The sequence below is a fragment of the Paraburkholderia phenazinium genome (assembly GCF_900100735.1).
In the GTDB taxonomy this organism is placed as follows: Bacteria; Pseudomonadota; Gammaproteobacteria; order Burkholderiales; family Burkholderiaceae; genus Paraburkholderia; species Paraburkholderia phenazinia.
In genome coordinates this window covers 1-14,080 of record NZ_FNCJ01000005.1, presented here as the reverse complement: position 1 = coordinate 14,080, position 14,080 = coordinate 1, and the positions used below count along the sequence as shown (strand labels likewise).

The window sequence follows — 14,080 nt, the reverse complement described above, 5'->3', positions numbered from 1 at the left end:
CAAATACGGTCATCAGGTGACAAGGGGTTGCCTTAGGCTCTAGCGGACAGTAATAGCGAGCCCTTTCGCTGAGGTTGATGAGCATCGCAGCAAAATGACGAGCGGCCGGCGAAGACAACAATCGTGGAACGTTTCGCAACTCGGCTTCCCCGCTCGTAGAGCTGAGCAAGGGAAGCGCCTCACACTCTCCTAGGTACTCCCCTGCATAAGCTCGGGCTGACCATAAAATCTGTCGCCCCCTGTCGGCGCGCTTCATTCCGGCCTCCTCGTGTGACAGGCCCTCTGCTCACAAATTTGAGGGGCAGCCAGCTTACTGCTCATCTTCGGGCCAGACTATGCGCTGTCTCGGTCGACGGCTACCAGGGATGAGTTGTTCGCTTATGTCTTTCCAGGGCTGCCCGTTTCCGATGATTTCCTTAACTCTGTTAAACACATACTCCGCGTCGCTGTTGTACCCACTTCCACCAACTAACTCATACCTGCGTCCGCTGGCAGTCCGTGCGGTTCTGGCTTCGACGTCCAGCTCTGTGATTGCGGTACTCACTCGCCCATCGTGCGTTTCGAGTGAGAATCCAACAAAATGTCTTCCACCACCGTCGAACTCTCTGATTGACCAAGACTCTAGGCGAACAACATCGTCATCCTCGTTCGGCGGCTCATGCAGGTAAAGTGCCATTAATAGTCTCCGGCTGAGGAGTTGAGCTCGGTGGCTTCCAGGTCGAGCTCTTCGTGAAGGACCCATACATCACGAAAGTTATCAGGACGTCCACATTACCGTCCGCAAGCGCGAGCGGCTGCGACATTTGCGAGCCTCGGACAGCTAGCTCATGATGCAAATCAGAGGCAATTTGAAACCTCACGGTTACCCCCGCGCGATGAGCAAGCGGAGCTCGCGTTGGAATGCTGCGTCATTGCTTGCACATAACGGTAAGAACAGTTTCTGCGCGCGTCGCAGGTCGCGCCCGCTGACCGAAGCCCTCAGCACGTCGTCTTCGGAAAGTGGCTTCTGCGCAGGCTCTCCCAGCGCGCGAAGGTGCTGCAGAAGACTTACTCGGGCAGCGTCATCGAACCCATTTTTATGGTCAATATCAATGCGTACGGAAGCTGTTTTCTCGGTGAACTCAAAGTCCTGCGACGCGATGACAATAAATGGCTCGGTGCGACCTGCCATGAAATCAAGGACTGCCTCCTGTTTGGTGCCGCCTAGCGTACGGACGACATTGACAATGAGCCGCTCAAATTCGCCGCCGGCTCCCCGCAGGCCCTCCAAGTCGTAGTAGAACGGCCAATCGTTGGCGATGACGACCGCCGCGCCTGGATAGGCGTCCAGCGCGTCCGCTATCAGCGTCGTGTCCACATCAAGCGGTCGAATCGCCTTAGGCTCGCCTTCGCGCGTGGTCAATGATGGGTGATGACGCATTGGACCAAGGACACCACTCACGCAGAAAAATATGAAAACCATGCTTGCTCCAACTCTTGATGAGCAACGGCCATAAGACTCGTCCACAGGAGCGAGTTATCAATTCGAAATGGAAGGCCTGAGGGGGCATTCCGAGCGCCTCTCGTTCGTTCGATGATTTCGATTGTAGATGTTTACACAGTATGTGTAAACACAGTAGATGTTTAGAAGGTAGACGAAGAGGCGACGTTCCGCCACCCTCCGGGAATGGAAGAAATTGATAAGAAAGATATCGACCCTTGGCTACGGCGCAGGCTCGCCGAGAATGTTCGTCGGTTGCGAATGGAGCAAAAGCTGTCACAGGAGCGCCTGAGTGAAACCTGTGGATTTCACCGCACTTACATAAGCCAAGTGGAGCGCTCAGTCACCAACATCACCCTGGACAATTTGCAACGAATTACGAACGCACTAGGCGTCGACCCGCAGACACTTCTCGCAAATCCGGACGGCTCCGAGGTTGCTGCGCAACTACGGCCTCGGGAATAAAAGTCGGGGCGTCGTAAGCGAGCCGAGTGAATCCGAATAATTGGGTAATATCTAAAGCTGTCTAAATGTTAGGACCGCAGTGAACGAATACGAAACACTATTGAATATGGAAACGCGTCATTTTGTCTCAGCGTGCATTGAGAACGCGCGAAAACAGATGGAGCGCGAAGGAAAGTTATCTGAATTTGTGCATGTCGGAAAATTCGGCACCGGGGAAAATTTCAATTTTGATTTACGGAACATGCCGCAAAACACCGCAGCAGAATTAACCAAAAAGGCAGCAAAAAAGGTCGACGCCGACTTTATTTTTTATATGAACGAGTGTTGGGCCATTTACCCTAAAAATCAAACTGAGGCTTCCGCACTGCGCCGCGAATTTGGAAGAGTCGAAAATATGCCGGGAGCGGTTAGAGTTGTTGGGTTTCAAGTAGAAACACACGCGGGGCAATTTGTCGCGCAAGTGCCGCGTGTGACGGTCGACGAGGTGGCTAAGCGATACACTTTTGGCGCGGTCGAATTCGAGCTAATGCGGTATGTGCAAGGGCCTTTTATGGGCCTATTGCCGACGAAAGGGACCACGCAATGATGTCGAGCGGAAGGGGTTCGGGGGGAAACCTAGGGACTTTTGGCCAAAGAGCTACCCCTTCAGCAGCAGCTACTTAGCCGCGAAAACCGGATTCACTATTTGTTAGCTTCGCCATTCAAGGTCTGCGCGATTCACTACGTCGGCTCACGCTTTCAAACAGCCTTAAAAAGCACCCCCAAAACGAAATGGTCGCCGCCTGCAAACGTTCACTCTGAAAAAAGATTACCGATACAGACTGGTATGAGCCATCTCGCCTACAGTCTCGCGCCTACAATGCGATGGTTTGCCAGTCCCGCCTGCGAAGAGCCCGAAAACCGTGGCAGGCAGATTCGCCCCCGGCATCCGACTCTTATAGGTTCGAACGGCGTTTCATGAGGAGATAGCATCCGAATTCGGGCTTGTCATGGTCAATGGGTGTCGGGATAGTCAGGTCGCTTACCTTTTGCCTGTGGGGAGCCCCGTGTGCACAACTTGGCTGCCCACATCACAAGGATGTGGACAGCCGCCTTCGGCGGTTCCCAAGTTGCACACACTTGAACCTGACGCGCCGTCTTACAGACGGCTTGCCCAAAATATAAATATTCTTCTCCATTCAAAAGCAAATTCTTTGGAGTCAAGTGGCCCTGATTGCATCGTGGCCGACACCGCAAAGTGACCATCCGACGAGCCCACGGGCGGCTCAAGCGTTGACAAGATTTATCTCAAAGCATGCCAAACAGCTAACTTCCTGAATTCGATCGTCACGTGCTGGAGACGCTGCGTGAACCGCTGGAAGCTGGGCGCATCACGATTTCCCGCGCTGCCTTGCAGGCGGATTTCCCGGCGGCCTGCCAGTTGATCGCCGCGACGAAGTGCTAGCTTCAAAACGTTCCTACCGAACGAACGCAAAAAAAACTCAAGCAATTCAATGCACTGTGGCCTATAACTGACGTACTGTGCTCGGAACGCGGGAAGGTATGGCTACCTTTCGGATCCATACAACGAAACGTGCGATCGTGAAGACACTGTCGCCGGTAGTAACCTTGGGCTCGCCGTGGGTGGAAAGTCGATCATGGCTAGGGACAGCTCTTGGTTATATAAGCGACTACTCCATCTCTCAACCGATTGATTACGGTACGGCACATTGGATCAGGGCAGTCATTCCGCTACTGTCGCGTGCAAAGTTGGCGTTGTGTCAGGCACCAATGAACGACCTGTCTGACCAACTGGTTATATCGATCCTAATCGCGATCGAAGGCGACATACAAGAATGTTCCCGATGGGCGAATAATTCAAAGGCCATAGCCTGTTCAGCTATTCGCCACCTTCTCAAACTACCCGGCGGTCGAACGAAAGAAGGTACAGCGATATCCGACCTGATGGATCGCTGTCCACAGCGATTGAAACGACAGATCAGGAAGATTCCCCAACATAAGCCATCGCTACCATGGCCGCCCGAAACACCCACCCGCGACCTAGAAGTTCTCGCCGTCGACGAATTGCGAACAACTCTGACGGGGTATTCCAGAGCGTGCGAGAAAGAGTTCGAGGACTATCATGATCTTTGTAGGCTTCAAGATCAATTGGAGATTAACCTTGAGCACTCCTCAGCTATCCCATACCCCGAGTCGCGGGAAAAATTCCGCTACTACCTTTACAATAAGAAACAGCACAAACTTGACCTGAATGATGTCGCATCGCTCTTGGCCATTTATCGAATAACGCCGATAAGAACCGGCTTCAAGAACGGGTACGGCGTGCAGCTGGTAGTCCCAAGCGCTGATCGCCTCCCTAAGCTGCCTCTGCTGGATCAGTATTGTCTGTCATCCACGCTTGCGCCCTGGTTCTACGCGCGCCAACGATTGCCTAATGCGGTACTGACCGCGGCGTTCATTCTTTTGCTCACCCGGAGTGGATGGAATATTGCTTCCGTCGCCACGCTCGAAACTTCTGGACTTAAGCCCTCACCGACAAACATCAAAAGCATTCAGGCAGCCAAAACTCGTACCGATGACGATACTCCGGTTTTCGTGGTTGAACAATATGACATGGCACTGCGCGATGCCCTGTCTTTGCTTGTGTGGAACCTCGATCAACTAAAGGCAATCGGATTAGTGCCGGAGGATGAAACAAGGCTATGGTTTGGATGGCAAAGGGATAACTACAAGACACCGTTCAATCCGATCAGCGTCGGGCGTCAGAAGTCTTTTCGGCGCAGGTTCGATATCCAGCACACGCCACTCTCAGAGTTGCGCAATGCGAACGCCCAGTTCGAGTATCTGGAATCAGGCGACATTGAAGCCGTGCGGCAACTACTCGGACATAAAGATTTAAAGACCACCTGCGACTACCTCGACGGCTCGGTCACGTTCAAGATGCACGAAGTAATGATCCTACGCTTTCAGCTTGAGCTTGACCACACCCTGCAGTTCCTTGCAGACGAAAAAACGCCAAGCGCCAGGCCCAAAAATCTCAAATTTGTACGAACCGAACTTCTGGTACCTACTGGAGACGGAGGTCTGTGCGATGATCCGTGCGACAGCCCATCTCCAACAATCCCCAAGGGCCAGAGCTGCGATGGCCTCTGGTGTCATGCGTTCGGTCGCTGTAAACACTACCAGCTTGTCGTCACTAAAGAGTCTCTCTGCGATGCCGTCAGGACATTTCGCTTTTATTGTGATCGCTGGGCGCATCTCGTGGAAGAAAATCCAACTCGATTTGCATCAGTTCATATTCCGCGCCTCATTTTCTTACTTTTGGTTCTGAAGCTCGCCAGGGAAGCTGAACCCGATCTGTTAGAGCAAGCCATTTCTTGTACGGTGAAAGGCTGTGGGCCAGCTTAAAAAAGCGAAGCTAAACCTCGAACAACCTGACATCCAGGCGGGGTTTTCCGATGGCGTCAACGTCAGGTACGAGTCCGGAGCATTGACATTCAAACTGAAAGGGAAGCCTCGCCGACTTCCAATTGACGGCCTGTGGCTCCCCGCAACCCCTGCCAATCCCCAAGGTTGCCGATTGGTCGACGACGCTGACCGTGTGGGAGTCTGCGTAGCACTAGCCGAGCTAGCCTTCCAGCGCTCCAGGGACCTCGCGCCCGATATTAAATCAATTCAGAAGCGCATCGCGGTATATCGAAATACGCTGGACTTTCTCAGGTCGCGAGGCGTGTACCGCCTGTCGGATGCAACGCCAGATCACTTACAGGAACTCCTGAATGAACTCGCACATGGCGGTTGGTATATCGCGCTAGCGCTGCAAAGTCGGTGGGATATGGTCGCAAAAAATCTGACCGCAGATCAGCATAAACTCGCATTGCGCTTTTTGCGACTTCCTGTCGACACGTTACCAGTAGTGGATGCTCTCCGGATGCCGTTTTGGAGCCGATCCGTGGGAATCGGCACAAAAAGCGTGCTACCAGAATCCACGCGCTTGATTCTCGAGTCAACGCTTCCCTACAAGTTTGCAGCCAGATGGTCAGCACGCAAGGAGACGCCGCCAAGCGCACCGAGCGCAGACCTGCTTGCCATGATACTAGGATGGATAAACGATCTTACTTTGGTGCACGGGACAACTGACCGACTTGGTTTTCTTCCATATCAACACCCGCATGACATCGCGTCTCGAATGGCCGAGACCGGCGGCGGCAGAACCGAGACCATCACACTCGATGAAACTGTCAAACTAATGGAAGGCGCATTCTATTGGATATACGAATGTGCACCGCATGTCGTTTCGCTGCTGCAGGATGCTTCGCGCGAATTGCTCCTCATTCCAAGAAAGAAAAGGAAAAACTGGCTAAGTTCAAACGCTCACGCCATTGAACTTAGCCGATTGACCGGGAGCGCTATAAGGCAATGGTCAGCAAATCAGCGGGCTGCGCGAGCCGACTTGACAGTAGACGAACTAATCGCAGCTTGCCAGGGCGCATGCGCCGTGGTCATCGCATTCCTGAACGCGCGAAGGCATACCGAAATCTGCGACGCAGAGCTGGGGCTGAGAACGATGGCATTGAGGTCCACCGAAGTCGACGACGTCTGGGAAATAGACTTTTACGTAGCCAAAACATACAAGGCGCGACACCCGTTTTTCGTGACGCGCACGACAGCCCACGCGATCGAATGTTTGGAGTCTATTAGGAATGCCACCGTTCCTGCAACTGAGTGCCTATATTCAGAACGGACGGAGAGCATTTTTTGGGCCGGTCGCCCAACTCTGGACGGAATAAAAGAAGACATCCATTTTTTTGCCGGGCTTGATGACAAGCGCACCAGAACCCTGGCCACTTTTATATCATCGATCTTTCCACAGGAGGCCTGTCCAGACTTCCATCTTCACGTCGGCCGTCGAATGTTCGCGCTCATATATATGTACAGACACACTGATCCCCGAATTCGAGCACTGGGTCAGCATCTACGGCATTTCGCGCTAGTCACGACGCGGACCTATGTTACCGATCCTCCGCGTGGCGTTCTGTCTAACATCATCGACGGAAAGCTGGCCCTTGGATCTGGGGGTAAGGGAGCAGCCAATTCGAATTTGGAGAATTCACTTATTGAGGAGCTTCTTGATTTGGGCCGCCAGATCGAGCAGGCCGGCTCCGAAAAATTGCTCGACACAGTCAAGAGGATCACAAACGGTAGCGATATGGTGGGCGGATTTCCACGTCTCGTAAGGCATTTGCATCGAAGTCTATCGAAGAACATAGCGTTCACAAGACTTAGTGAGGCGGAGCAGCAAAAACAAGTCTGTGGCGCACTTACGCAGCGCGGTTACCGCATAAGACCGAAGCGCCACGGCGACTGTCACCTTAAGGACAACGTTCATACCGTGCGGCCCAAATGTGAAATGAACGGACAGCCTCATCCTGAACTGGCATCAGTTGTTGTTTGCAGCGGATGTATGTTCTTCGCATCCGATCCGACGTTTCAAGGTGAACTCGGTGCCGCAGAAACCCAGTGGAACCGAGATCGCAATGATTTGACGTTGCCTGTTCTCCAACAGAACAGCGCGGAAGACGCGTACCAGAATTTTCAGGCAATGAAGGTATCAAAAGAATCGCGAAACGATCCCCCATAGAAGCTCTGGAGGCGCCATGACGGGCACGCGAATTGTGAAGCAGGCAGAAAAGACGAAGCAGGATGCAACCGACAATATCGAGCGAAAGCTTAATATTCTTGAGGCATGGGTGAACAACGGGATTCCTGTCATCAAGACATCGACTGGACACCGACTAGTAGATGCCAAGGGAAGACCGATGCACGACTTTTTCCCGCGAAGCCTCAGGCAGTTCAAGGCATGGGACGCATCCCAAAACTGCGAAAGTACACGCAATGCGCTGCCCCAGATTCGCTCCACCGCCAACGATACGCTTGCTGATCGTCCTACGCTTGAAGAAAAGGCTCGCGCCTGCATGGCGGCCCTTCTAAAGCAAGCTGAAGCAGGTGCCCGTACTCACCCGGATGATCAGTTGAGCAACCTCCGCGCCGAACTGAGAAGCGTACGTGCCGTGTTGGCAGTGAAAATGTCCGAAGTCCGTGCAGAACGCCTGAAATTCATCCAGTTACGCCGCACGCATGATGGACTCGTGAAGAAGTGCGAAGGTGACGCTGACGAATACAAGCGCGTTTTATCTGGGCTGATACAGGTCAATGAAGATCTGCGTAGCGAGAACTCTAAGCTCTCCAGGAGAATTGCCAAGCTACTTTCGTCGAGGAGACGATAGATGACCACCAGCAACCAGGAAATTGCCCGCCAGGCGGCAACAAGGCTCTCAGCCTGGATCGATAAGCAGGAACCTGTGCCCCTCTGGCGAGGTAAGCCAAATCGTGCACGCATTTGCAAGATAGTCGGAATTACCCGCTCTACTGTGGGTTCAAACGGTGAAATCAAACGTCTTTTCTTAGAGCTTGAGCAACGTTTTCGAATCACCGCAAAAACGACGAAGCGCGGCAAGAATCACGTTGATACGCTACACCGCCGTATCGCTGAACTCGAGGATGATGTAATTCAGCTACGCGTTCTCCTCGCCTCCTACGAGTACCTCTTTGCCACGGGGACGTCCCTATGGGAATGAATTCAGCCTCCCCTCATGCCGGCAATACAACTGTGGCGACAGAGGCCCTCCTGGTTAGTATAACGTCCGTAAAGGATGTCGCTTGGTACCAGTTCGAAACGGAGCAAGGTTCGATCTTCTCACGGGAGGACAAGTGGCCATTACGGCATGTTGAGCGGGACGATGTGTGGTTGCTTGAAGGTAACTTCTGCGAAGATGACATGGCCGGTGCCGAATTCCTTGTTCGCACAGGTAGACTGGCGACACCGACCGGCTCTTTGCTTGTGCCTTACCTAACTCGACACTGCTTTCCCATTGGACTTAATCTGGCCAATTGGCTGTGGCATCGCTACGGAAAGAACCTCGGTGTTATTCTTGAAGAAGGCTTACCCCGCTCAACGAATTCGGCAAAAGCCCCTTTTTTCCCCGACGACCTGCGTGCCCGAATCGCGCGGCAATGGATGCTTCGGCTACAACTGGTGCGCGAAATAAACCGCTTCGCCTCAGTTCAGGTATCCCGGCCTCTGGCGACTCGAATCTTCGACGCTTATGGACCGGTGAGCTTTGACAAGGTCGCCGCTGATCCCTATCGTCTCACCGGCTTGATGGGGTTCGAGTGTGCCGACTGCATAGCAAAGTCGTCATTTGGACTTCTCAGAAATGACCCGAGGAGACTGGGGGCACTTGTCCTAAAAACTGTTGAGCGCGCGCCTGGACAGGAAGGCATCAAGCGCGATTTAATCGCTCAGGACATCGGCAAGACATGCGACGCTGACGAACAAACTGCTAGTGTAGCAATCGACACAGCGCTTTCTCGCGGTTTAGTGCTCGTCGACGCCGACGGGCGGCTAGTAGTCAGAGAAATATCACTGGCACATCAATATCTCAAATCATTTCTATCCGGAAGTCTGTCGAATCGACTCAGTGAATCGACAAGGTCGGGAAGGCGAAAATGCCGAGTTCACTTCGCGGAAAGCGAGACGCATACTGGAATGGCGAAGATGCGACAATTGTTTCTCCGCCTGAAATCTCGAAATCTCCCTCTCGCCATAGCAACGTCAGAGTGCATCGAAGCGCGTCAGACCGCTTTGCGCTTGGAGCATGAAGTGATCAACATTAGTTCGTTGCACAAGGCAGTTCTTGCTTTCGATGGACCCGGCACTGTAGTCATCGACCGCGCGGAGGAGTTGTCTGTTGTCCAACTGGCGTCGGTCCTGGCTCGCCTCGGTCAAGTACGCACGCTCATCCTGCTTTGTTGTCCCTTCCAGCCGAATGAGCGGTCCCGATACAGTTACCTTTTAGATTTATCGAACCCATGCTCGGCGTCGAATCTTCAAGGTGATATGTTCGTCGACCAGCACGCGCTCTGCGAGCAACCGATCTGCGCAAAATCGGCCCAGCGTCGCATCGAGGCGTTGCCATTTAACGCGAGTTCGCCTGCTCGCGGACTGTCAACGATTAATATAAACGATAGCGATATGATCGCCGTAGCAACTGGCGCATTTGAACGACTTAGGGGACAAGGCACTTGTCTGATGCTGGCGCCCACGACAAGCCACGTCATCAAACTGAACGAAACGCTCCTGAAGCGGCGGAGCACGCGGAGCGATGAACGCGATCTCGATTTGCACGTTGGAGATCCGGTTCGATTCGATCGGACTTCTCCCGCCTCACCGGCACCATTGAAACAGATCGGCTTCGTGCACCAGATACTTTCCCCGCCGGTGCGCATGGATGGTGGATTCGAAGGCGCCAGTAAGCTGATCAGTTACCTGATCAAGATTCGCGACGATCTTTATGGTGTGAATCAGCATGAACTCTCTGATTTGTCGACCAACTTCGCTGCGACGATCGAGCAGTTACCTGGAGCCTATCCGGCGAGTCTGGTGGCAGTATTGACTCATCAGGTAGCCAATGACGCAAACTGGGTCTTTCGAGCATGCATGCATAGTAGCGTCAGGCTTATTGCGATTGGGTCGACAGAGGTTTTGGACACTTTCCTGTCCACCTTGCGACTCGTCCGCACGGTCGTAACTTTACCCATATTAGAAACCGATAAAGCGCTCGCTAAGGGAGCTGAGCATGGCCTTCTATCTTGAATCAGAGCGTCCCGCGGATGGGGTCGTCTATTGGCATCTTTGGGATGAAGGCGGTTGTACAGTCGATGCCGCCTTTGACCATCTTCTCGAGCTCGTCGATCATAAGGGAGATCGTCCATCAACGGTCGAAGGGAGCGCATATGCATTAAAAAAATGGTACTCGTTTCTGCAAACGGAGAAAACGACCGATATCGACGCAACAGACGACACGCTTCTCAATTTTCGCAAGAGCCTGATGTCCCGTTCAGCTCCCAACAGATCTGATGATGAGCAGGCGCATAAAAGATCGGTCAACAAAGACCTGCGTGCTATCTATAAGTTCTATGTCTGGCTACAAACTCAAGAGCACTACTCAAAAGGTAAGCGCATCATAGGGACGCACGGCTGCCAGATAACTAGCACCCTAGTGCAATCACAGCTGCCCGCTATCAAGCGAACACCTCGGTCCGATTACCCGAAGATCTTTCATGATGCAGGGGAACACAGCCGACATCGGTCTTCACATGTGTTAGATGAAGGCGATCGGTCTGCATTGCACGAATACTTCCATGCGCATTGCAGCGAAGAGATTGCGTTGCGTAACTGCCTGATCTTCGACCTGGCATGGGAAGTGGGTCTACGTCGCGCTTCGATCCTGTCATTGACCATCAGCGACTTTGATTCCGCTAGAAGCACGACGGCGGCTGATTTCATTAGTGTCTGCCCAAGGCGGCAAAAGTTCGGCTATTCAAATAGGTTTCCAGTCCCAATTCACCTGGCAGCCAGAATCGTAAGGTATATCGATGGAGAGCGCGCGGAATTGATTGCGGCGACAGGATCGGATGCTAAGGAAGTTTTTCTCAGCTCGGCAGACGGAGGCCCTCTCAGTGGAAAGGGCGTGACAGTGGATTTTTATCGAGCTGCGAGATCTGTCGGTCTACCACTGCGCTCTGGATTGCATTGGTAAGCGCCTAGCCATCCCGTCTTGAGTTGCATTGAAGGTCTTGGGAGCATCGTATCCACTTAAATAGGTGGACACGTGAACACTATCGAAGAAGAAGCGCCACCTGGCCGTCGTCGACGCCGGCGCTATAGCGTCGAGTTCAAAGCCCAGGTGGTGGCAGCTTGCCAGGGCCCCGGGGTGTCGCTCGCGGCGATCGCCCTGCACCACAAGCTGAACGCGAATCTGCTGCGACGTTGGGTAGAGCAGGCCGAAAGGAACGATTGCGTGCTGGTGGCGCGTAGCGACGTGGCGGCGCCGTCTCAAGCGGCACCGGCATTTGTGCCGTTGCCGCTTGAGACGAGAAGCGCGCGTACGGCTGAGATTCGCGTCGAAGTGCGTCGCGCAGACCAGTCGATTACGGTTAGCTGGCCGACATCAGAGGCAGCGCAATGCGCCGCCTGGCTGCGAGAGTGGCTCGCGTGATCCGCATTGATGAAGTGTGGCTGGCAGTCGACCCGCTGGACATGCGTGCCGGCTTCGATACGGCACTGGCGCGCGTGATCACGGTGTTCGGCGCTGCACATCCGCACCATGCTTACCTCTTTGCCAACCGGCGGGCCAATCGCCTGAAGGTGCTGATTCACGACGGAATCGGGATCTGGCTGGCAGCGCGACGGCTGAACGAGGGACAGTTCGTCTGGCCGCACGCTGGCAGCGAACCAAAGCAACACATACTCACACAGGAGCAGCTCGCAGGTCTGGTGGTCGGTTTGCCGTGGCAGCGCATCGGCCCGAACGGTGTGATTCGCGTCGTATGAGGCCAACAGGGACGTTAACTGTTGCGCTTCCATGGTGCCAGGGGTTCTGGCAGACTGGTTTGCATGAACCTGCCCGCCGACCTCAACGCCCTCAGCCCGGAACAGTTGCGCACGCTCGCCGCGCAGCTGATTGCCCAGGTGCAGGACAGAGACCGGGAGATTGAGGAGAAGACGCGGGAGGTCGAAGAGAACGAACGCGAACTGCATTACCGGCAGACGCGTATCGAGCAGCTGAGCCACGAGATCTCCATTCTCAAGCGCCTGCAGTTTGGCCGGCGCAGCGAACAGTTCAGCAGCGAGCAGATGAGCCTGCTGGAAGAAGCGATCGACGCGGATCTGGCCGCCATTGAACTGGAACTCGAGCAGCTTCAGCCGCAAGCCACCGCCGACCAGTCATCCCAGCAACCGAAGCGCGCATCACTGCCAGCGCAACTGCCGCGCACAGAGATCCACCACGAGCCGGATAGCACCGTATGCCAGTGCGGCTGCGAGCGCGTGCGCATCGGTGAGGACATCAGCGAGAAGCTGGACTACACGCCGGGCGTGTTCACGGTTGAGCGGCATATCCGTGGCAAGTGGGTATGCAAGAGCTGCGAAACGCTGATTCAGGCGCCAGTGCCCGCACACGTCATCGACAAGGGCATCCCGACCACGGGGCTGCTGGCCTCGGTGCTGGTTGCCAAATACGCTGACCACCTTCCCCTGTATCGTCAGGAACAGATCTTTGCGCGGGCGGGTCTGGCAATACCGCGATCGACATTGGGTGCCTGGGTCGGCACGTGCGGCGCACAGTTGCAGCCACTGGTCGATGCCCTGCATCAGGAACTCTTGCAGCAGGGTGTGCTGCACGCGGATGAGACACCGGTACAGATGCTTAGTCCAGGTAAAGGGAAGACACACCGGGCGTACCTGTGGGCGTATACGCCCACGCACTTCAGTGATCTGCGCGCGGTGGTCTACGACTTCGCAGACAGCCGCGCAGGCGAGCATGCCCGCACCTTCCTCGCCAACTGGCAGGGCAAGCTGGTGTGCGACGACTATGGCGGATACAAGGCCGGATTCCAGCAGGGCATCACTGAAATCGGATGTGCTGCGCATGCACGGCGCAAGTTCTTCGACCTGCATGCCAATCACAGCAGCCACGTCGCTGGACAGGCCATGCCGTTCTTCGCTGCGCTTTACGATATCGAGCGCGACGCTGCAGTGCTGGATGCCGAAGAGCGGCGCAAACTCCGGCAGAGCCGGGCCAAACCGGTGTGTGACGCACTTTATGAATGGATGGTGGCGCAGCGTAAGCTGGTTTCGGAGGGTTCAGCGATTGCGAAAGCGCTGGACTACAGCCTCAAACGTTGGGAAGCGCTCACGCGCTATCTCGACGACGGGCATGTGCCCATAGACAACAATTGGGTCGAAAACCAGATCCGCCCATGGGCCATCGGAAGGGCCAACTGGTTGTTCGCCGGCTCGCTACGAGCAGGCCAACGTGCTGCCGCCATCATGAGCCTGATACGCTCGGCCCAACTCAACGCCCACGACCCGCACGCCTATCTGAAAGACATCCTCACGCGGCTGCCGACCCACAAGGCCAGCGACATCTCGGCATTGCTGCCGCATCGCTGGCGTCCGCCTGTGATAGTCAACTAGCGCAATCCGTCAAGGCGGGTTTGCTGCGCGCTTAC

Annotated in this window: 13 protein-coding genes and 1 pseudogene; 12 read left to right on the top strand and 2 right to left on the bottom strand. The window is 54.6% G+C overall.

What is annotated here, in order from left to right:
* Positions 1–310: 310 nt before the first annotated feature.
* Positions 311–676, bottom strand: coding sequence for an SANTA domain-containing protein (locus BLQ92_RS12815; RefSeq protein ID WP_090684878.1), 366 nt, complete (start codon positions 674–676; stop codon positions 311–313).
* A 186-nt stretch (positions 677–862) separates the two neighbouring features.
* Entirely contained in the window at positions 863–1,462 is a 600-nt protein-coding gene (locus BLQ92_RS12810; protein WP_090684877.1) for a hypothetical protein, read from the bottom strand.
* 204 nt (positions 1,463–1,666) lie between these two features.
* Between BLQ92_RS12810 and BLQ92_RS12805 the strand changes: the two genes are divergently transcribed.
* The 12 genes and pseudogenes from BLQ92_RS12805 to tnpC all read left to right on the top strand — a co-directional run bounded on the left by BLQ92_RS12805 (position 1,667) and on the right by tnpC (position 14,045).
* Complete coding sequence (locus BLQ92_RS12805; RefSeq protein WP_090684876.1) at positions 1,667–1,945, top strand: helix-turn-helix domain-containing protein; 279 nt, start codon at positions 1,667–1,669, stop codon at positions 1,943–1,945.
* Between the two features lie 79 nt (positions 1,946–2,024).
* On the top strand, positions 2,025–2,531 hold the full coding sequence (locus tag BLQ92_RS12800) for a hypothetical protein (protein WP_143016573.1): 507 nt from the start codon (positions 2,025–2,027) through the stop codon (positions 2,529–2,531).
* 723 nt (positions 2,532–3,254) lie between these two features.
* A pseudogene (locus BLQ92_RS12795) lies at positions 3,255–3,377 on the top strand (ATP-binding protein); the annotation flags it as partial.
* Between the two features lie 149 nt (positions 3,378–3,526).
* Positions 3,527–5,353 carry a hypothetical protein gene (locus tag BLQ92_RS12790; protein WP_143016572.1) on the top strand — a complete coding sequence of 609 codons (1,827 nt, stop codon included), beginning with the start codon at positions 3,527–3,529 and terminating at the stop codon, positions 5,351–5,353.
* The gene (locus tag BLQ92_RS12785; RefSeq protein WP_090684873.1) at positions 5,340–7,586 is read left to right on the top strand and encodes a hypothetical protein; all 2,247 of its coding nucleotides are present in this window, start codon (positions 5,340–5,342) and stop codon (positions 7,584–7,586) included. The genes BLQ92_RS12790 and BLQ92_RS12785 overlap by 14 nt, the downstream gene beginning before the upstream one ends.
* 16 nt (positions 7,587–7,602) lie before the next feature.
* On the top strand, positions 7,603–8,232 hold the full coding sequence (locus BLQ92_RS12780) for a hypothetical protein (RefSeq protein WP_090684872.1): 630 nt from the start codon (positions 7,603–7,605) through the stop codon (positions 8,230–8,232).
* On the top strand, positions 8,233–8,583 hold the full coding sequence (locus BLQ92_RS12775) for a hypothetical protein (RefSeq protein ID WP_090684871.1): 351 nt from the start codon (positions 8,233–8,235) through the stop codon (positions 8,581–8,583).
* Positions 8,574–10,661: a helix-hairpin-helix domain-containing protein gene (locus tag BLQ92_RS12770; RefSeq protein WP_090684870.1), complete on the top strand. Its 2,088-nt coding sequence runs from the start codon at positions 8,574–8,576 to the stop codon at positions 10,659–10,661. Before BLQ92_RS12775 ends, BLQ92_RS12770 begins: the two co-directional genes overlap by 10 nt.
* Positions 10,645–11,607, top strand: coding sequence for a site-specific integrase (locus tag BLQ92_RS39350; protein WP_143016571.1), 963 nt, complete (start codon positions 10,645–10,647; stop codon positions 11,605–11,607). The genes BLQ92_RS12770 and BLQ92_RS39350 overlap by 17 nt, the downstream gene beginning before the upstream one ends.
* Before the next feature lie 72 nt (positions 11,608–11,679).
* Positions 11,680–12,066 (top strand): IS66-like element accessory protein TnpA, encoded by a 387-nt coding sequence (tnpA, locus tag BLQ92_RS12765; RefSeq protein WP_244106250.1) that lies wholly within the window; start codon positions 11,680–11,682, stop codon positions 12,064–12,066.
* Positions 12,063–12,401, top strand: a complete 339-nt coding sequence (tnpB, locus tag BLQ92_RS12760) for an IS66 family insertion sequence element accessory protein TnpB (protein WP_175772483.1) — start codon at positions 12,063–12,065, stop codon at positions 12,399–12,401. Before tnpA ends, tnpB begins: the two co-directional genes overlap by 4 nt.
* 63 nt (positions 12,402–12,464) lie before the next feature.
* Entirely contained in the window at positions 12,465–14,045 is a 1,581-nt protein-coding gene (tnpC, locus tag BLQ92_RS12755; RefSeq protein ID WP_090680246.1) for an IS66 family transposase, read from the top strand.
* Positions 14,046–14,080: the final 35 nt, after the last annotated feature.

Excerpts from the sequence above, each read along its gene's own strand:
- BLQ92_RS12815 (WP_090684878.1), bottom strand. The coding sequence starts at position 676 with ATGGCACTTTACCTGCATGAGCCGCCGAACGAGGATGACGATGTTGTT.
- BLQ92_RS12810 (WP_090684877.1), bottom strand. The coding sequence starts at position 1,462 with ATGGTTTTCATATTTTTCTGCGTGAGTGGTGTCCTTGGTCCAATGCGT.
- BLQ92_RS12805 (WP_090684876.1), top strand. The coding sequence starts at position 1,667 with ATGGAAGAAATTGATAAGAAAGATATCGACCCTTGGCTACGGCGCAGG.
- BLQ92_RS12780 (WP_090684872.1), top strand. The coding sequence starts at position 7,603 with ATGACGGGCACGCGAATTGTGAAGCAGGCAGAAAAGACGAAGCAGGAT.
- BLQ92_RS12775 (WP_090684871.1), top strand. The coding sequence starts at position 8,233 with ATGACCACCAGCAACCAGGAAATTGCCCGCCAGGCGGCAACAAGGCTC.
- BLQ92_RS12770 (WP_090684870.1), top strand. The coding sequence starts at position 8,574 with ATGGGAATGAATTCAGCCTCCCCTCATGCCGGCAATACAACTGTGGCG.
- BLQ92_RS39350 (WP_143016571.1), top strand. The coding sequence starts at position 10,645 with ATGGCCTTCTATCTTGAATCAGAGCGTCCCGCGGATGGGGTCGTCTAT.
- tnpC (WP_090680246.1), top strand. The coding sequence starts at position 12,465 with ATGAACCTGCCCGCCGACCTCAACGCCCTCAGCCCGGAACAGTTGCGC.